Annotated in this window: 18 protein-coding genes; 10 read left to right on the plus strand and 8 right to left on the minus strand. The window is 62.6% G+C overall.

Annotated features, from left to right (window positions below; all coding sequences use genetic code 11):
- Positions 1-74: 74 nt before the first annotated feature.
- The 3 genes from NKI18_RS00005 (at position 75) to NKI18_RS00015 (ending at position 2,871) form a co-directional block, all read left to right on the plus strand.
- Positions 75-443 (plus strand): four helix bundle protein, encoded by a 369-nt coding sequence (locus tag NKI18_RS00005; RefSeq protein WP_352457075.1) that lies wholly within the window; start codon positions 75-77, stop codon positions 441-443.
- Positions 444-524: 81 nt separating this feature from the next.
- Positions 525-1,811, plus strand: a complete 1,287-nt coding sequence (locus tag NKI18_RS00010) for an NAD(P)/FAD-dependent oxidoreductase (protein ID WP_352622372.1) — start codon at positions 525-527, stop codon at positions 1,809-1,811.
- 259 nt (positions 1,812-2,070) lie between these two features.
- Complete coding sequence (locus NKI18_RS00015) at positions 2,071-2,871, plus strand: SH3 domain-containing protein (RefSeq protein ID WP_352622374.1); 801 nt, start codon at positions 2,071-2,073, stop codon at positions 2,869-2,871.
- A gap of 63 nt (positions 2,872-2,934) precedes the next feature.
- Here the strand turns inward: NKI18_RS00015 and NKI18_RS00020 are convergent, their stop codons facing one another.
- On the minus strand, positions 2,935-3,681 hold the full coding sequence (locus NKI18_RS00020; RefSeq protein WP_352622376.1) for an SDR family oxidoreductase: 747 nt from the start codon (positions 3,679-3,681) through the stop codon (positions 2,935-2,937).
- A 274-nt stretch (positions 3,682-3,955) separates the two neighbouring features.
- On the opposite strand from NKI18_RS00020, the gene zwf reads away from it, so the two are divergent.
- From zwf to edd, 3 genes are all read left to right on the plus strand, one after another.
- Positions 3,956-5,425: a glucose-6-phosphate dehydrogenase gene (gene zwf, locus NKI18_RS00025; protein WP_352622377.1), complete on the plus strand. Its 1,470-nt coding sequence runs from the start codon at positions 3,956-3,958 to the stop codon at positions 5,423-5,425.
- On the plus strand, positions 5,407-6,120 hold the full coding sequence (gene pgl, locus NKI18_RS00030; RefSeq protein ID WP_352622379.1) for a 6-phosphogluconolactonase: 714 nt from the start codon (positions 5,407-5,409) through the stop codon (positions 6,118-6,120). The genes zwf and pgl overlap by 19 nt, the downstream gene beginning before the upstream one ends.
- A 73-nt stretch (positions 6,121-6,193) precedes the next feature.
- On the plus strand, positions 6,194-8,017 hold the full coding sequence (gene edd / locus NKI18_RS00035; RefSeq protein WP_352622381.1) for a phosphogluconate dehydratase: 1,824 nt from the start codon (positions 6,194-6,196) through the stop codon (positions 8,015-8,017).
- A gap of 148 nt (positions 8,018-8,165) precedes the next feature.
- On the opposite strand, the gene NKI18_RS00040 is transcribed toward edd, so the two are convergent.
- The 5 genes from NKI18_RS00040 to NKI18_RS00060 all read right to left on the minus strand — a co-directional run bounded on the left by NKI18_RS00040 (position 8,166) and on the right by NKI18_RS00060 (position 12,806).
- Positions 8,166-9,833: a vWA domain-containing protein gene (locus NKI18_RS00040; RefSeq protein WP_352622383.1), complete on the minus strand. Its 1,668-nt coding sequence runs from the start codon at positions 9,831-9,833 to the stop codon at positions 8,166-8,168.
- Between the two features lie 112 nt (positions 9,834-9,945).
- Positions 9,946-10,944, minus strand: coding sequence for a GlxA family transcriptional regulator (locus NKI18_RS00045; protein WP_352541752.1), 999 nt, complete (start codon positions 10,942-10,944; stop codon positions 9,946-9,948).
- A gap of 16 nt (positions 10,945-10,960) precedes the next feature.
- Positions 10,961-11,860, minus strand: coding sequence for a bifunctional methylenetetrahydrofolate dehydrogenase/methenyltetrahydrofolate cyclohydrolase FolD (gene folD / locus NKI18_RS00050; RefSeq protein ID WP_352622385.1), 900 nt, complete (start codon positions 11,858-11,860; stop codon positions 10,961-10,963).
- Between the two features lie 37 nt (positions 11,861-11,897).
- Complete coding sequence (locus NKI18_RS00055) at positions 11,898-12,032, minus strand: hypothetical protein (RefSeq protein WP_023677431.1); 135 nt, start codon at positions 12,030-12,032, stop codon at positions 11,898-11,900.
- Positions 12,033-12,068: 36 nt separating this feature from the next.
- Complete coding sequence (locus NKI18_RS00060) at positions 12,069-12,806, minus strand: hypothetical protein (protein ID WP_353018559.1); 738 nt, start codon at positions 12,804-12,806, stop codon at positions 12,069-12,071.
- 226 nt (positions 12,807-13,032) lie between these two features.
- On the opposite strand from NKI18_RS00060, the gene proC reads away from it, so the two are divergent.
- Positions 13,033-13,848 (plus strand): pyrroline-5-carboxylate reductase, encoded by an 816-nt coding sequence (proC, locus tag NKI18_RS00065; RefSeq protein ID WP_352622389.1) that lies wholly within the window; start codon positions 13,033-13,035, stop codon positions 13,846-13,848.
- 146 nt (positions 13,849-13,994) lie between these two features.
- On the opposite strand, the gene NKI18_RS00070 is transcribed toward proC, so the two are convergent.
- Both NKI18_RS00070 and NKI18_RS00075 read right to left on the minus strand, forming a co-directional pair.
- Complete coding sequence (locus NKI18_RS00070; RefSeq protein ID WP_352622391.1) at positions 13,995-14,153, minus strand: hypothetical protein; 159 nt, start codon at positions 14,151-14,153, stop codon at positions 13,995-13,997.
- Positions 14,146-15,471 (minus strand): NAD(P)H-dependent oxidoreductase, encoded by a 1,326-nt coding sequence (locus NKI18_RS00075; protein ID WP_352622393.1) that lies wholly within the window; start codon positions 15,469-15,471, stop codon positions 14,146-14,148. The genes NKI18_RS00070 and NKI18_RS00075 overlap by 8 nt, the downstream gene beginning before the upstream one ends.
- A 163-nt stretch (positions 15,472-15,634) precedes the next feature.
- Here NKI18_RS00075 and NKI18_RS00080 point away from each other — a divergent pair, with 163 nt between their 5' ends.
- From NKI18_RS00080 to NKI18_RS00090, 3 genes are read left to right on the plus strand one after another with little or no spacing between them, the layout of a single operon-like run.
- On the plus strand, positions 15,635-16,990 hold the full coding sequence (locus NKI18_RS00080) for a pilus assembly protein TadG-related protein (RefSeq protein ID WP_353018563.1): 1,356 nt from the start codon (positions 15,635-15,637) through the stop codon (positions 16,988-16,990).
- A 26-nt stretch (positions 16,991-17,016) separates the two neighbouring features.
- Complete coding sequence (locus NKI18_RS00085; RefSeq protein WP_023677424.1) at positions 17,017-17,436, plus strand: TadE/TadG family type IV pilus assembly protein; 420 nt, start codon at positions 17,017-17,019, stop codon at positions 17,434-17,436.
- On the plus strand, positions 17,426-17,830 hold the full coding sequence (locus NKI18_RS00090) for a TadE/TadG family type IV pilus assembly protein (protein ID WP_352614745.1): 405 nt from the start codon (positions 17,426-17,428) through the stop codon (positions 17,828-17,830). The genes NKI18_RS00085 and NKI18_RS00090 overlap by 11 nt, the downstream gene beginning before the upstream one ends.
- Positions 17,831-17,962 lie beyond the last annotated feature (132 nt).

Raw genomic sequence — 17,962 nt, forward strand, 5'->3', positions numbered from 1 at the left:
GTAGGGGAGTAGGGGAGTAGGGGAGTAGGGGAGTAGGGGAGTAGGGGAGTAGGGGAGTAGGGGAGTAGGGACGAATGGCTGAGAAAACGGGTTCCTACAAGGATTTGATAGTCTGGCAGCAGGCAATGGACCTTGCTGTGGCCGTTTACGGCGCGACGAAATCATGGCCCAAGGAAGAACTTTATGGGCTGACCAGCCAAGTGCGGCGCGCTGCAAGCTCGGTGCCATCGAACATTGCGGAGGGATATGGCAGAGAGATCCGAGGTTCCTATCAACAATTTCTCCGTATCGCTCAAGGATCATTGAAGGAACTGGAAACTCAGCTTCTGATCGCCGAGCGTACCGGCATCGCGCCGAAGGCGACGGCGGCTTCATTGTTGGCGAGTACCGAAAGCGTTGGGAAGCTTCTTCGCCTCCTGATCCGCAAACTGTCACCCGACTAGCTCCCCTACTCCCCTACTCCCCTACTCCCCTACTGCCCTACTGCCCTACTGCCCTACTGCCCTACTGCCCAGCCGAGCATCATGACCTACCAATCCCCAATCTCCCCCGGCCGCTCCTGGTACGAAGACACGGCCGGGCCAAGGCCCGAATATCCGGCGCTCGACGGCGACCGGACATGCGATGTGGTGATTGTCGGCGGCGGCTTTACCGGTCTGTCGGCGGCGGCTCATCTCGCCGAGACAGGCGCGGATGTCGTGCTTATCGAAACGCATCGTTTCGGTGACGGCGCATCGGGCCGCAATGGTGGCCAGCTCGGCACCGGACAACGGGCCTGGGCAGAGGAACTGGAAGCGGAATACGGCTTTTCCCGCGCCAAGGCGCTGTTCGACCTGGCCGAAGAGGCCAAGGCGCATCTGCTCGACTTTGCCGCGATGCACCAGATCGAGATCGACTATATGCCCGGCCAGATGTCGGTGGCGCACAAGAAGCGCTATGTCGACGACTACAAGGCGCATGCCGAGATCATGGCGAGCCGTTTCGGCTATCCGCACATCTCATTCATGGATGCCGCGGAGACAGCCGAGCGGCTGGGCTCGACGCATTATTTCGGCGGCACGCGCGACACCGGCACCGGCCACATCCATCCGCTGAAACTGGTCATCGGCACCGCAAAGGTGGCGGCAGAGGCCGGCGCAAAGCTATTCGAGCAGACGTCATCAACCGGCATCACCTCCAGTGGCGGCAAGGTGAGGGTTGTGACGCCGAAGGGCACGATCGCCGCCGCTAAATGCCTTATCGGGGTCAATGCCTATGGCGGCACGCTCGAACCGGTGAGTGCCGCGCATATCATGCCGATCGGCTCGTTCATCGGCGCGACGGTACCGCTGGGAGCTGATTCCAAAGTGTTGCCGGGTGGCGAGGCGGTCGACGATTCGCGCTTCGTCGTGCGCTATTTCCGCAAATCGAAGGATGGGCGGCTGCTGTTTGGCGGGCGCGAGATCTATGCGGTCAATGATCCCAAGGACATCCACATCCACATCCGCCGGCAGATCGCCGAAATCTATCCGGCACTGAAGGACGTTGAGATCACGCATGGCTGGGGCGGCTATGTCGGCATCACCGTGCCGAGAAAGCCGTTCGTGCGCGAAGTGATGCCCAATGTGACCTCGATCGGCGGTTATTCCGGCCACGGCGTCATGCTGTCGAACTTTTTCGGCAAGCTTTATGCCGAGACGGTCGCCGGCAACCGCGACCGGCTGAAGCTGATCGAGGACCTGAAAATTCCACCCTTCCCCGGCGGCCGGCGTTTGCGCGCGCCACTGCTCTTTCTTGCGCTCAACTGGTACGCGTTGCGGGACAGGATTTAACCAGACGTTGCAGAATCCTTAACCAGGGCGCAGAATTCCAGCCAAGGGCGCAGTGATGCCACAATCGCGGGCGAAAGATGATGCTCGTGGGCAGCTGAACGGGGAATTTTTGCGGGCCTGCCCGCTTTTGGTTTGGGACCGATGCCGATCGAAATGCCGGCTCTCCGGCATGGGTCGTAAGAACATCGGCCCGCAAATGGAGGTGGCAAGTGTGAGAGAGCCCTTCAGTTTCGGCGCGCCGGAACGACGGCGCCTTGCGATGCAATTCGGTTACGATATGCGGCCGACGTTCTGGCACGGGGTCCGGTCGAACGCGCATCTGGTGATAGCCGCGCTTGGCACGGCCGCACTGCTCGGCGTTGCCGCGGTGGCACTGTGGCTGGCATTGCCGGCAAATGAGCGACAAGCGGCCGCAAGTCCTGAGCAGATCGTTCCGACCATCCCGGTCAAGACGACGAAGATCATGCCTGCCAAGCTTGCTGCGGCGCCGCGGACGACGGGCAAGGCAGATGCGGTTTCCCCAGCGGTGGCCGCAGCGGAAGCCGAGATACCAGCGCTGGCTCCCAACGATCCGCGCTGGACGGGGCCAAAGACGGCATCGGCCGCCGCCACGGCAGCATCCGACCAGCTGGCAAGCCAGACCGAGCAGGCGACCGATAAATCGTCTGCTTCGGTGGCATTCGCCGACCCGGCAGCAAAACCCGACGCTGCGGCATTGTTTGCCAAGGTCGCGGCTCCCGGCAGCTCAACGAAAAACAGCGGGCCCGATGGCGCGCAGACCGCCGCCATCCCCACGCCCAAGCCGCAACTGCCGACGCAGACCGCGAGCGAAGACGACAACAGCACCAAGGCAAAATCCGGAAAAGCCAATACTGCCGGTACCGGACGCATCCTGAGATCCGTCACCATGCGCACCGGCCCAAAAAAGAATGCGGCCGCCATTCTCACCGTGCCGGCCAAGACATCGGTGCAAGTGATGAGCTGCAAGCAATGGTGCCAGATCGTCTACAACGGCAAGCGCGGCTGGGTCTACAAGAGCTACGTCAAAAGCGGGGCGTAGGGCCGGCAGAGCGATTGCGGGTCGCTCGCCATCAGCCGGTCCTCCGCCGGATAACCGAACCGTTCAAATACAACGCCCGCCGTCGACTTCCAGCGCCACGCCGGTGATGAAAGCCGCCTCGTCCGAAGCGAGCCAAAGCGCGGCATTGGCTATGTCGAGCGGCGTCGAAAGCCGGCCGAGCGGGATCGACGCGCGGAACTTCTCGCGGATCTCGGGTGTGTCGGCGCCCATGAATTTCGCGAGCATGCCGGTCTCGCCGGCAACTGGGCAGAGGCAGTTGACGCGGATATTCTTCGGCGCGAGTTCCACCGCCATCGATTTGGTCGCGATGATCGCCCAGCCCTTCGATGCATTGTACCAGGTGAGGCCGGGCCGCGGTCTGATACCGGCCGTGGAGGCCGTCGTCAGGATGACGCCACCGCCTTGCCGCTCCATCACCGGTACCACGGCAAGCGCTGCGTGGTAGATCGCCTTCATGTTGACTGACGTGATCAGGTCGAAGGTCGCCTCGTCGACTTCCAGCATGTCACCGTTGCGATGGGTATAACCGGCGTTGTTGACCATGATGTCGATGCGGCCGAAGGCGCTCATTGCAGCATGGACCATCTCGTCGAATTCGGACCGCAGCGAGACGTCGGTCTGGGTCCAGATCGCCTTTTCGCCGATCTCGCCGGCAACGCGCTCTGCGCCCTTGGCGTTCAGATCGGCGACGACTACGCGCGCGCCCTCCTCGGCAAAGCGACTGGCCATGCCCTCGCCAAAACCCGAGGCAGCGCCGGTGATGATGGCGACCTTGTTTTTGAGGCGCATGCTTTTCTCACTCATCGTTGAAGACGATCGAAAACGCGTTTGGCCATGGCCATCGAAAGATGTGTGTCCATTGCCGATTTCTCCTTTGGCTTTCGCCTTGATCCCGCTCTATGCTGCACCTGCGAACGCTCCCGGAAGCATCGCTTGCCGACAAGCCTCCGGCCAGCGCCGGTGTCAAGAGCACACGCGGATGTGACGCAATGGCACTGGCAAGTTTAAATCGATTAGATTATATCAGCCGCGTTATCGCGACCGGCGTCAGAGCGGACAGACCATGACCAGCCAGATCATCCCCGTCGATCCTTTCGACTTCATCATTTTCGGCGGCACCGGCGATCTGTCGGAACGCAAGCTTCTGCCGTCGCTATACTACCGCCAGCGCGACCACCAGTTTTCCGAGCCGACGCGCATCATCGGCACATCGCGTTCGAAGATGACGGACGAGGAGTTCCAGTCTTTCGCCAGGCAGGCGATTGCCGACCACGTGAAGCCGGAAGATATCGACGCCACGGAACTGAAGACGTTCCTCGCACGGCTTTCCTATGTCCCGGCAGATGCAACCACAGGTGCCGGCTTCGACAGGCTGAAGAAGGCGATCGGCGACAGCGAACACATCCGCGCTTTCTATCTGGCGGTGGCGCCGGCACTGTTCGGCGACATCTCGCACAAGCTGAAGGAGCACGGGCTGATCACGCCGAATTCGCGCATCGTGCTGGAAAAGCCGATCGGCCGCGATCTAGCTTCGGCGCGCGCGCTCAACGATCTGGTCGGCGACGACTTCCATGAAAGCCAGATTTTCCGCATCGATCACTATCTCGGCAAGGAGACGGTGCAGAATTTGATGGCGCTGCGCTTTGCCAACGCGCTCTACGAGCCGCTTTGGAATTCCGCCAATGTCGATCATGTGCAGATCACCGTGGCCGAGACAGTCGGCCTGGAAGACCGCGTCACCTATTACGACAAGGCCGGCGCATTGCGCGACATGGTGCAGAACCACATGCTGCAACTGCTCTGCCTCGTCGCCATGGAGGCGCCGTCGTCGATGGACGCCGATGCCGTCCGTGACGAAAAGCTGAAGGTGCTGCGGGCGCTGAAGCGCATCAACGGCAACGAAGCGCCGAAGCACACGGTGCGCGGGCAATATCGTGCCGGCGCCTCGGCCGGCGGGCCGGTGAAAGGCTATGTCGAGGAGCTCGGCAAGAACAGCAACACCGAGACTTTCGTTGCGCTCAAAGCCGAGATCGGCAACTGGCGCTGGGCGGGCGTGCCGTTCTATCTCCGGACCGGCAAGCGGCTGGCGACGCGCGTTTCGGAGATCGTCATCGAATTCAAGCCGATCCCGCATTCGATCTTCGGCGAGAGCGCCGGGCCGATCTCCGCCAACCAGCTGGTCATCAGGCTGCAGCCCGACGAGGGCGTCAAGCAGTTCATCATGATCAAGGATCCGGGGCCGGGCGGCATGCGGCTGCGCCAGATTCCGCTCGACATGAGTTTTGCGCAATCCTTCGACGGCCGCGCCCCCGATGCCTATGAGCGGCTGATCATGGACGTTATCCGTGGCAACCAGACGCTGTTCATGCGCCGCGACGAGGTCGAGGCGGCGTGGAAATGGATCGACCCGATCCAGGACGCCTGGGAAAGCGGCAGGCAAGAGGCGCAAGGCTACACCGCCGGCACATGGGGCCCCTCGGCCTCGATTGCGCTGATCGAACGCGACGGGCGGACATGGCACGAGAGCAATTAGGCGGCGCCTACAACTGGCACGAATTTGCCGGACGCCAGGAGTTGGCGACAGCGCTTGCCGGCCACGTCGCCGGCCGTCTGTCAAAGGCGATCGCCGAGCGCGGCACGGCGCTGCTTGCGGTCTCGGGCGGCACGACGCCGGCGAAATTCTTCGCGGCGCTTTCGACCGTTCCGATCGCCTGGGAAATGGTGACGATAACATTGGTCGACGAGCGCTTCGTGCCGCCCTCATCGCCGCGCTCCAATGCCGGCCTGGTTGCCGCCAACCTGCTACAGAACGCGGCCGCCGCCGCGAATTTCGTGCCGCTCTACCACGCCGCGGCAACGATCGAGGGTGCAGCGGTCTCCGACAGTGAGGCGCTGCAAGTGCTGCCCTGGCCACTCGACGTCGTTGTGCTCGGCATGGGAACTGATGGCCACACCGCCTCGTTCTTTCCGGATGCCGACAACCTGGCAAGATTGCTCGATCCGTCGTCGCAAAGGATCGTGCTTCCGGTTCACGCGGCAAGCGCCGGCGAGCCACGGCTGACGCTGTCACTGGCGCGGATCATCAATGCCGCCTTCATCGCGCTGCATATCGAGGGCGCGGAAAAACGCAGCGCATTCGAGGCCGCGCTTGGAACTGGAACACGAAAGCCAATTCGCGCCGTGCTCGATGCCACTCAAAAGCCCGTAGAGGTTTTCTGGGCACCCTGATCTCAACTTGGCTGCAGGTCCCGGCAACAGCCGGAAGGTGTTTGCGGGACCTCGCCTGAAAGGACCGACCGCCATGACCGCAAGACGCGATATCGAAGTCATCACCCAGCGCATCCGTGAGCGCTCCAAGCCCGATCGCGAGGCCTATCTCGGCCGCATCGCCGAAGCCTCGAACCGCACCGCCAACCGGGCCGTGCTGTCCTGCGGCAACCTGGCCCATGGCTTTGCCGTCTGCAGCCCTTCCGAAAAAGTAGCGCTTGGCGGGGACCGGGTGCCGAATCTCGGCATTATCACCTCCTATAACGACATGCTGTCGGCACATCAGCCTTTCGAGACGTTTCCAGCGCTGATCAAGGACGCGGCGCGCGAGGCCGGCGGCATCGCCCAGGTGGCCGGCGGCGTGCCGGCGATGTGCGACGGCGTCACCCAGGGCCAGCCCGGAATGGAGCTGTCGCTGTTCTCGCGCGACGTGATCGCCATGGCCGCGGCAATCGGCCTGTCGCACAACATGTTCGATGCCGCCGTCTATCTCGGCGTCTGCGACAAGATCGTGCCCGGGCTGGTGATCGCGGCGCTGACCTTCGGTCATCTGCCGGCGGTCTTCATCCCGGCCGGGCCGATGACGACCGGCATTCCGAACGACGAAAAAGCCAAGATCCGCCAGCTCTATGCCGAGGGCAAGGCCGGGCGGGCCGAACTGCTCGAAGCGGAATCAAAATCCTATCACGGGCCGGGAACCTGCACTTTCTACGGTACCGCCAATTCCAACCAGATGCTGATGGAGATCATGGGCCTGCACACGCCTGGCGCCTCGTTCGTCAATCCGGGTACGCCGCTGCGCGATGCGCTGACCAGGGAAGCGACGAAGCGGGCGCTGGCGATCACCGCGCTCGGCAACGCCTACACGCCGGTCGGGCGGATGATCGACGAGCGCTCGATCGTCAACGGCATCGTCGGCCTGCACGCCACCGGCGGTTCGACCAACCACACCATCCACCTGATCGCCATGGCAGCGGCGGCCGGCATCGCCATTACCTGGCAGGATATTTCCGACATCTCGGAAGCCGTGCCGCTGCTGGCGCGGGTCTATCCGAACGGCCTTGCCGATGTGAACCACTTCCACGCCGCCGGCGGGCTCGGCTTCCTGATCCGCGAACTGCTCGACGCAGGCATCCTGCACGAGGATGTGCAGACGGTGTGGGGCGAAGGGCTGCGCCCCTACGCGGTCGAGGCCAGGCTCGGCGCCGACGGCGGCGTCGTGCGCGAGGCTTCGCCGCGCGAGAGCGGGGACGAGAAGGTGCTGGCGCCGTTCAAGAAGGCGTTCCAGCCGAGCGGCGGTCTGAAAGTGCTTTCGGGCAATCTCGGCCACGCCGTCATCAAGACATCGGCGGTCAAGCCGGAGCGGCGCGTCATCGAGGCGCCGGCCAAGGTGTTCGACAGCCAGCAAGGCCTGAACGAGGCGTTCAAGGCGGGGTCGCTGACCGGCGACTTCATCGCCGTCATTCGGTTCCAGGGACCGAAGGCCAACGGCATGCCGGAATTGCACAGGCTGACCACCGTGCTCGGCATCCTGCAGGACCGCGGCCAGCATGTGGCGTTGGTCACCGACGGCCGCATGTCGGGCGCTTCAGGCAAGGTGCCAGCGGCGATCCACGTGACGCCGGAAGCGGCGGAGGACGGGCCTATCGCCAGGATCCATGACGGCGATATCATCAGGCTCGACGCCGAGGCCGGGACGCTGGAGGTACTGGTGCCAGCCGGCGATTTCGCACTGCGCCGCCCCGCGGACAGCGACCTCATAGGCAATGAATTCGGCTTCGGCCGCGAGCTTTTCGCCGGATTCCGGCAGTTGGTGGGACGCGCCGACCATGGCGCCAGCGCCTTCGGTACGGCGTGACTTTTCGACCATGGAAGAGTGGCTGGTGGCCGCTCTCCTAAAGCGCGTGGCGTTCGATCGGCCTCACGCGACGCGCTTTTAGGATCTTGTTTTTATGCATGTCGTTATCGCAAAACCGCTGCACACTTTTGCGCGACATGCATTAGATCTACTGAACCGTCAGCTCGGCTCGCGCGCCGGCCCTGACCGTTACCGTGCCTTCCCTCGAGCTGTTGTCCGATTTCTCCGAAACCACCGCGTAGTCGCCGGCCGACAGGGTGGCTTGATACTTCTGGTCGTAGGCGTAGCCGACCGACTTGCGGGTTCCGTCGATGGCCTTCCTGGCCTCGAATATCTCGATCTTCGAGGCCCCTGGCGCGGTTATCGTCAGCATGCCGGCGTTCATCGCGATCTTCAGATCCTGATGGTCGCCAACCTTGACGCTGAACGGCTGCTCGGCCACCGCAAGGTCGACCGTCGCGACCATTACATAATCGTCGGGCGGCAGATCGAACTTGCTGTCCGGACCGTAGGCATAGGTCACCTCCTGCCTGGTTCCGTCGATGTTCTTTTTCGCCTGGAGCACCTTGAAGCCGACGCCAGAACCCTCGGCCTTGTCGCCGCCGGCAGCATAATAGGCGTTGGCGACGATACGCCCGACGCCGACGATGATGTCCTTGTCGATGACCCTGCCGGCGGCAAGCGGGATCGTCTCGATAACCATGCCCTGGCCGATCGTGACCGTCACCTTCTGGTCACCGGCCGGCAGCACGACTTTCGTGTCACCGTAGTAGGTCGGCGGGGTGTCGACGCCGGGATAGCCGATTACGACAGCCGCGCCGTCATCAACGTCCGCTCCTTCGCTTGGCCGCGGGTGGATGACCAGCGTGCCGGCATTCAGGTTGAAGTGCGGTTTGGCGACCTGGCCAGGCTCTATCTTGATCTTCTGTTCGGCCCTGGCCTCGCCGGCACGCGCGACGACGATATAGTCGCCCGGCTCCAGATTGCCCTTGTAGGTGCCATATTCGGTGGTGACGGGATCGCCGCGCGTGCCGTCGGAATTCGCCTTGTAGATCTCCCAGGCATTGCCGTCGGTGACGGGATCGCCACCCTCGGCAAGCACGACGGTGGGCACGAAATTGGACTCCGCCGGCTGGGCGGGCGCCGGCTGGGGAGCAGGCTGCGGGGCGGGAGTCGGTTCAGGGGCGGGTGGCGGAGGCGCAACGGTCTCGACGAGGGCGTCCTGCAATGCCTTTTCATCCGACGCTTCGATATATTTGCCGCCGGTATTGTCGGCGAGGCAACCGACCTGCTTGCCCTCGGCCGCCGTCAGGCCGAAGCCGACGACATTGACGGTGAAGTCGACGCCAGCAGCCTCCAGTTCCTTACCGAGCGCACAGGGATCGCCGCTACATGTCTCGATGCCATCGGTGATGAGAACGACCGTCGCCTTGTCCTCGGTGTATTTCAATGCTTCCGCCGCTTGCTTGACCGCAGCGGTCAGCGGCGTCTTGCCCTGAAATTTCAAGCTGTCGGCCGCGGCTGAGATCGCACTTGCCGAGCCTTCCTGCGGTGGCACGATGAGTTCGATGTCGCCGCAACTGGCCTTCTCGCGATGGCCATAGGCCATGAAGCCTATTTCCTCTTCGGCCGGGACCGATTGCAGCACGTTCCGCAGCGATTGACGGGCGATTTCGAGCTTGGGCTTGCCGTCGATCTGCGCCCACATCGAGCCGGAGGCATCGAGAATAACGATGACGCGATCGGCGGCGAAGCCGAACCCCGTCGTCCACAGCAACAGGGCCGCCGCAGCGACGCTCTGCACAAATCCCGCCATCAAAAATCTCCCCCGTCAGTCGCCGCCGCTCGGCGCCGGAAAGCTATTTGACGCCGGGTCGCGACACAAGCCCGGACGCAGTACGAAGCTGCGTCACCTCTCTGTCAAACCCTCAATAGGTTGTGCGGCGTTCCTCGGAAGGCGGCCGGCCGAATTGCAGCCGGTAGCTCTGGGCAAAATAGGAATGCGAGGTGAAGCCGGTGGCGATTGCCACGTCGAGGATCGGCATGTTGGTCTGGCGCAGCAATTCGCGCGCCCGCTCGAGCCTGAGCCGCATGTAATAGCGCCCGGGCGTCACACTGAGATGGCGCAGGAACAGGCGCTCGACCTGGCGCACCGACAGGCCCGCCGACTTGGCGAGCTGCACCGCCGACAGCGGCTCGTCGAGATGGTCGGCCATCAGCTCGACGATGCGGCGCAGCTTCTCCGACTTGCCGGTCAGGTCGCGTTCCGGGCCGACGCGCTGGCGGTCCCCGGCCGAGCGGATGCGCTCATGCTGGAACTGGTTGGCGACGCCATTGGCGAGGCTCGAGCCGAAATCACCGCGCACGATCTCCAGCATCAGGTCGATCGATGTGGTGCCGCCGGCGCAGGTGTAGCGCCTGCGGTCGATCTCGAAGACGTTGCCGGTGCAGTTGATGTCCGGAAAGCGTTCGAGGAAGCCGGCGCGGTTTTCCCAATGGATGGTGCAGCGATAGCCATCGAGCTGGCCTGCTTCGGCAAGCAAATAGGAGCCGACCGAAAGCGCGCCGAGCGCATTGCCGCGCCGGCCCCAACTGCGCAGCGCTGCCAGCACCTTGCTCTTGCCGGGAAATTCCGTCGTCAGCCCGACCGAGACGAACAGGATATCGACCGGCGGCAGATCGGCAACCGCGTAGTCGATCTTGAGCGGCAGGCCGTTGGAGGCCATGACGGCGTCGCCGTCGGCCGACACCGTAGTCCAGCCATAGAAATCGCGGCCGAGCAGCCGGTTCGCCGACCGGAACGTGTCGATTGCCGCGGCCAGCGAGAACATGGAGAACTTGTCGACCAACAGAAACCCGAACTGCCGCCCGCCCTGAACGGGATCATTGGTGACCGGCCGTTCTAAGGGAACAGTGAGGTTCGGCAAGGACGCTGCTTTCTGGTCAGAAGGAAGGCCGTTTCAATCCGGCTGCGAGATAGGCGGAAGCTAGCGTGTTGGCCATCAGCATGGCAATGGTCATCGGTCCGACGCCGCCAGGCACCGGCGTGATGGCGCCGGCCGCCTTCGCTGCTTCGGCAAAGGCGACGTCGCCGACGAGGCGCGTCTTGCCTTCGCCCTTTTCAGGTGCGGCGACGCGGTTGATGCCGACATCGATGACGGTGGCGCCAGGCTTGACCCAGTCGCCGCGGACCATTTCAGACCGGCCGACGGCGGCGACCAGAATATCGGCGGTGCGGGCAAGCGCCGGCAGGTCCCTGGTCCGGCTGTGTGCGATGGTGACGGTGCAGTTGGCGGCAAGCAGAAGATTGGCCATCGGTTTGCCGACGATGTTCGAACGCCCGACGACGACCGCATTGAGACCGGACAGGTCCTTGCCGCGCACGCGTTCGATCAGCAGCATCGAGCCGGCCGGCGTGCAAGGCACGAAGGCGGTCTCGAGTTCGCCGGTGCCGAGCCTGCCGACATTGATGAAGTGGAAGCCGTCGACATCCTTCTCCGGCGCGATGGTCTGGATAATCTTGCCGGAATCGATATGGCCGGGAAGCGGAAGCTGCACGAGGATGCCGTTGATGGCCGGATCGGCGTTGAGCTGGCCGATGATCTTCAACAGGTCCGGCTCGGAGGTTTCGGCCAGCAGCGTGTGCTGAACCGAATGGAAGCCGCATTCCTTGGCGGTGCGGGATTTGGAGGCGACATAGACCTGGCTCGCCGGATCCTCGCCGACGATGACCACGGCGAGACCGGGCTGCCGTCCGCCCTTTTCCGCCAGTTCGGCGGTCAGGGCCTTGACCCGCCGCACCACGTCTTCGGCGACGCTTTTTCCGTCAATCAACTCAGCCATGAACCACCCTCGACGCCTATCGCGTAAGCCTGCCGCGTTAAAACATCCATGCGGCGCGCTCCAGATATCTTTTATGCAGGCCGTTGCCCAGAACCATGCGCTGCGGGCGGACATGCAGCGCGGCATTTTCACGAAAATCGAGCCGGGCAATCCCGTCAATGCGCCGTCCCATGCCGTTAACTCGAAACCGGCATGTTTTATTCGACGCTCAGAAATAGCGGCGGCGCGCGCGGTTTTCGGTGAGCTCGCGAACGACCTCGCGGAATTCGCGCAGGCTGGCGCGGATTTCCTCGATCTGACTTTGCTGATCGGCGGCTTCCGAGGCCTGATTTGCCTTCCTCGACCAGGCCTGAGTATGGGCCGAATGCGGCGGCGTGGGTTGCTGCTGATAAGGTGCCCGACCGGCATAGAGCGGCTGCGGGTGGAACGCAGGTGGCATCGCTGCGGTGGAATTTGTCGCGGCGGAAGTCTCACCGGACGCCATCTCCTCCGGCGCTCTGCCAGGCATGAGCCGGCTCAGCGCCGACAACACGGCACCGATCGGACTAGGACGTTTGGTACGCGCGACCTCGACCGGCTGAGCGGGAGGCGGCGCTGGCCGGTATGCTGCGTGATCGGCGGAACCGGCATCGGGGCCGCCAAGGGAGCCAGCGGGGCCGAAAAACCCATCGGCAGCTGCAGCCTCTTCCATCAGTATGGTGCCGGCCTTTGGCTCATCAGGATCGGGCTGGCTTATGCCGGAGGCTGCCAACAGGATCGGACTGGCACGCGCTTCGCGGCGCGAGCGGGCAAGACGATGGCGTGTGGCGGCATCCTCGCGCCATGACGGGCCTGCGCGGTCCTCTAGCGAAACCAGCGATGCTTCGTCCTCGCCGCGCACCGCCTCGACGAGCGACAGCAAGGAGTGCTCGTTCCTCCAGTGTTCACGATTTTTCCTATAAGCCATGGTTTCTGGAGCCTTTCCCTCGGGCTGGGACGTAGCGACCGCCACTGGTTAAGCGATGCTAAACAGGCATAGGAAATAAAAGGTTAATTTGGTCGCCGCGCGGCTGCGCGACTACATGCGCATCCCAACCGCAAGGTCGGGGTTTCCGCCTGATCACGGTCCCAACAGGGCTTCCCCGCCCTGCCGCGAACGTCTATGGGGAAGCCATCTCTATGGGAGGCTTTCGATGACGATCAGGCTTGTTCTCGCCGGTTGCGGCAATATGGGCTACGCCATGCTCTCGGGCTGGCTGAAAGCCGGCAAGCTGGCTCCGGCGGTGGTGTTCGTGGTCGAGCCCAATGCCGAGTTGCGCAAGCGTGCCGAAGCACTGGGCTGCGTTGCTGCCGCGGATGCCGACGCCATCCCGGCGGACGCCGTGCCGACCCTCGTCGTCATTGCGGTCAAGCCGCAGGTGATCCGCGACGTGACGGCTGGCTACATCCGCTTCAACGATGGCCGAACCACGTTCCTCAGCATCGCCGCGGGGACACCGGTGGCCACGTTCGAAGGTATTCTCGGCGACCGCGCGCCGATCGTGCGCTGCATGCCCAACACGCCGGCGGCGATCGGCAAGGGCATGATGGTGGTGTTTTCCAACAGGCTGGTTTCCGACGACACTAAACGCTTCGTCGCCGACCTGCTTTCGGCGAGCGGGCAAGTGGCCGATATCGACGACGAAGCCCTGATGGATGCGGTGACGGCAGTCTCCGGGTCGGGGCCGGCCTATATCTTCCATTTCATCGAAGCGCTGACCGTGGCCGCCGAGAAAGCCGGCCTGCCGACCGGGACTGCCAAGCTCTTGGCCATGCAGACGGTCTACGGCGCCGCATCGCTGGCCGCCGAAAGCGGCCAGGAGCCGGGCGTGCTCAGGCAGCAGGTGACCAGCCCCAACGGCACCACGGCTGCGGCCCTTGCGGTGCTGATGAGCGAGAACCGGCTGACGCGCCTGCTCACCGAGGCGGTGGAAGCGGCGCGGCTGCGGTCGATCGAGCTGGGGAAGTAGGGCTTCTGGGGAGCCGGTCGGCGGTGATGGTCGACCGTTCCTGTCGGCAATAGCTACCGGTAGAAAAGCCGTTACGCGGCGTTCCTTCGCGCCCTCCACTGTCCTGCCGACATCAAAATCGCGATAGCCTAGAATGTCGACAGATATCAGCGATCTCCCCACAAGTCGTCGATCTCGTCCTTGTTCACGGGCCGCCCGTCTTTGCCGGCTTTGGCTTTGAGATCATCGGCAATGGCCGCGAGCCGCTCTGCCAGAGAAAGGCGTCCATTTTCCCGCTTCAACTCGGATTCACGGACCTCAGCCATCACCAAGATTCCCATACAGCATCTCGTCCTGCAGCCGGCGCAAGGCGAATAGCCTGGTCGTCGGGTCGGGCGCGGCATTGTCGGCGGTGAGCAATTCGCCTTTCCTCACCGGTTTCAGCACCTTGCCGCCTTCGAGCAGACCGACCGGCACGGCGCGATGGGCGCGGGCTTCTTCGACGGTCATGGTCCAGGAGCGGTAGCAGGTCTCGCCGATCGCGTCGAAAACCTCGCCTGCCGCCAGATCCCGCTTGGCCACCGCGCAGACCTCGGCCACCGGCCGCGGCAGCGGCACCATGTCGGGCTTGTCGTAAAGCGCGATGCGAGCCGCCGTCAGCGGCACTTCCAGCGAGGTCAGATGGTAGGGCCTGAAGAAGCTGTAATAGGGGCCGTGGCCGATATGCAGATCGTCCATGCGCTCGATGATGCGCGGATGCGTCGCCTCGACGATGACGAAGACGCCGGGCGCCACGCCCTTGCCGACGGTGTAGTCGACGACGCCCTTCTTCGACAGGATGCCGCCCTGCTCGCGCGGGATCAGCACCTTGACCAGCTCGTCGCGATCGGCCTTGGGGCCGTGCATGCCGGGAACGTCGGGCACCAGCCCGGTGGCGTTGGCAATGGCGCACATCTCGACCATGGTTTTCGAGCCGTCGACGAACTCGACCAGCATGCGCGGATTCATGTTGCGGCGCAGCGCTTCCTCACGGTAGTCGTCGGGAACGGCGTCGTGGTTGAGCGGGTTGTTCTTGCCCTTGCCGGCGGAGACGATGGTGTAGCCGAGCGCCGAGGCGAACTCGATCAGCTCCATGCAGCTCGACGGCTCGTCGCCGGCGCCGACCGAATAGACGACGCCGAGCCGGTCGGCCTGCTGCTTTAGATAGCAGCCGATGGTGACGTCGGCCTCGACATTCATCATCACCAGGTGCTTGCCGTGCTGCATCGCCATCAGGTCGAAATCGGCGGCGACGCCGGGCTTGCCGGTGGCATCGATGACGACATCGATAAGCGGATTGGTGACCAGCATTTCGTTCGAGGTGACGGCGATCTTGCCGCTTTCGATCGCCTGGCTGACCTTCGAAGCGCTGTCCGCTTCGGCTGCCATCGCCTGGTCGCCATAAGCAATGCGGATGGCGTCACGCGCCGTATGCGGGCGGCGCGTCGAGATCGCGCAAACCGAAATGCCCGGCATCAGCATGCCTTGCGTCACCAGGTCGGTGCCCATCTCGCCCGAACCGATAACGCCGATGCGCACCGGGCGGCCTTCCGCGGCACGCTTGGCAAGATCGCGGGCAAGCCCGGTCAAGGCGACATTGGTCATACTGGAACGTCCACTGCTTTTTGATTTGAAGCGGGAATAGCAGGGAACGGCAACCCATTGCCAATCGAAACCGGCCGCGGCGGTCTTTTCTTGCGCATGACCCCGGAAACCAGAATTGTTCCTATGAAGACATGCACCCGGCCGAAGGACTAACGAGGGTCCTGTGGCGCCAAAGGCCCGCATTGAAGCGGCGCAACGGGCCGTTAAGCCCGGATGGATCGCAGCCAAGAAATGTACGGAAATTCTTAGTCATTCTTTTATGCAATCCTGCTTTAATAGGGAAATGGACTGGCGTGCCCGCATTTTTAAGTGTTTTTTCCGCGCTATGCGACCGATCGGCGAGAGCGGCAACGTTGCTACTATTTTTGCTCTGTCTTTGCCGATTGTCGTCGGCGGTGCGGGCCTCGGTATCGAGACTTCCTATTGGTATTACAGCAGCCTGAAGCTACAAGCGGTGGCGGATGCGGCGGCCTATGCTGGCGCTTTGGAAAAGGTTTCGGGATCCGACACGCCAAAGATTGTCTCCGCAGCGACAGCGTCAGCGACCACGAACGGCTGGGGACCGTCAGCAGGTACAATAGAGGTCTTCTCGCCTCCGTCAGCCGGTCCAAATGTCGGAAAAAAGGCGGTTGAGGTGGTCGTTCATCAGAACCTCGATCGGTTCTTTACGTCGATATTCACGCAAAACGCAGTTGGCGCACAAGCAAGGGCGGTGGCTCTTATTACGGATGCTTCAAAAGCCTGCATTTTGACGGTCGATCCTTCCGCTTCGAAAGCGGCGCTCTTTTCCGGCAGTTCGACCACAAAACTGACAGGCTGCTCCGTCATGTCGAATTCGATAGCTCCGGACGCCATCAAACTTCAGGGATCGGCAAGCCTTGATGTCGATTGCCTGATATCGGCAGGCGGTGTTTCGTTGAGCAACGTCGTGAAGACCGTTTGCGCCAGCCTGATAACTCAGGCGCTGCCCGCTGCTGATCCTTTTGCCGACCTGCCGGCGCCGCCGGCCACGAACCCTTGTCAAAACGGCAATCAGTCAACCTTGCAACCTGGAACATACTGCAAGGGGCTCAGCTTGAGCGGCAATGTAACCCTCTCGCCCGGGATATACGTCATTGAGGGAGGCGATTTCAAAGCGAGCTCGAATGCAAATATTTCCGGCGAGGGTGTCGTCATTTATCTGGCCGATACCTCCGGCGTTAGCATGAACGGCACGGCGACCGTCAAGCTCAGCGCACCGACGTCGGGCACCTATTCAGGTGTGCTGTTCTATGGCGACAGAGCCAACCTGGCGGGATCCAACACGTTTAATGGCACGGCGGATTCGCTATTGACCGGCGCTCTGTATTTTCCAACACAGGGCGTCAATTATCTCGGCAATTTCTCGGGCAAGGGTGGTTGCACGCAGGTCGTCGCAAGTACCGTGCAATGGTCCGGCAACGCAAACATCATTCAGGATTGCACGAGCCTTGGAATGCGTAACATTCCGGCCACGCAAACCGTTCAGCTTGTCGAGTAGTTTTCGTGGATCGGCTACAAGTCCGGATGTTCCGGAGTGATTCGGGTGTTGCCGCGGTAGAGTTTGCGCTGGTTCTGCCCGCCCTTTGCCTGGTACTTCTTGGCATCATCGACGGCTGGTCTTTTGTCTCGAGCGCATTGTCGATGCGTGCAGGCGTCAAAACCGCGGCGAACCTCGTGATGCAAGGAGCAGTCGAGGATACGACCATCCAAGCTGTCGCTCTTTCGAGCTGGGAAAACCATCCTGATGGCGCGCAGGTGGCAGTGAGCCGGAAATACATGTGCGGGAACATCGTGGCCGATCCATCGGTCCTGTGCGACACTTTGAAAGCCCCCTCGGTCTTCCTCGTAATACAGGCGACAGCCACCTGGTCACCGCCCTTCAGTTTTGGCGCGTTTTCCCTCTCGCGCGAACTCAGTCATCAACAGGTGATTCGTGTCCGCTAAGTCGAGAGCTTTCACGGGGGATGCATCAGGCGGAGCTGCATTAGAGTTCGCGCTGATCGCGCCTTTTCTGATAATGCTTTTGATCGGCATCTTTGCATTCGGCTGGGCTCTGAATGCTATGTCGAGTGTTCGGTACACGCTGGAAACGTCGTCACGTGCGCTGCAAATGAAGAACTCGCTGACGCAGGCCCAGATCCAAGCCATTGCCACGGAAAAATTACTGGATTTGGGATTGAAAGACGTCGATGTAACAATAGCAATCGACGCCCCCAGCGGCGGCTTTCGCATGGCACATCTGACCGCCCAATATGCGTTCGTGATCGAGTTCCCGTATTTCAACCGATATCCGATAAATTATCAGACAACTGTCACAGTTCCCCTGATTGCACCGTGAGCACGTCCCCGGCCAGTCGAGCGGCACCTTTCGCAGGATGTTCGCTGCACGCCGCCTTTATAGGCGATCGCCTTGTACAGCGCGCCGTTGCCGGCTTTGCTCCGGCCGAGCCCCCACCCCTCGCCCAGCGCC

Source organism: Mesorhizobium sp. M0800 (assembly GCF_040320095.1).
Taxonomy (GTDB): Bacteria; Pseudomonadota; Alphaproteobacteria; order Rhizobiales; family Rhizobiaceae; genus Mesorhizobium.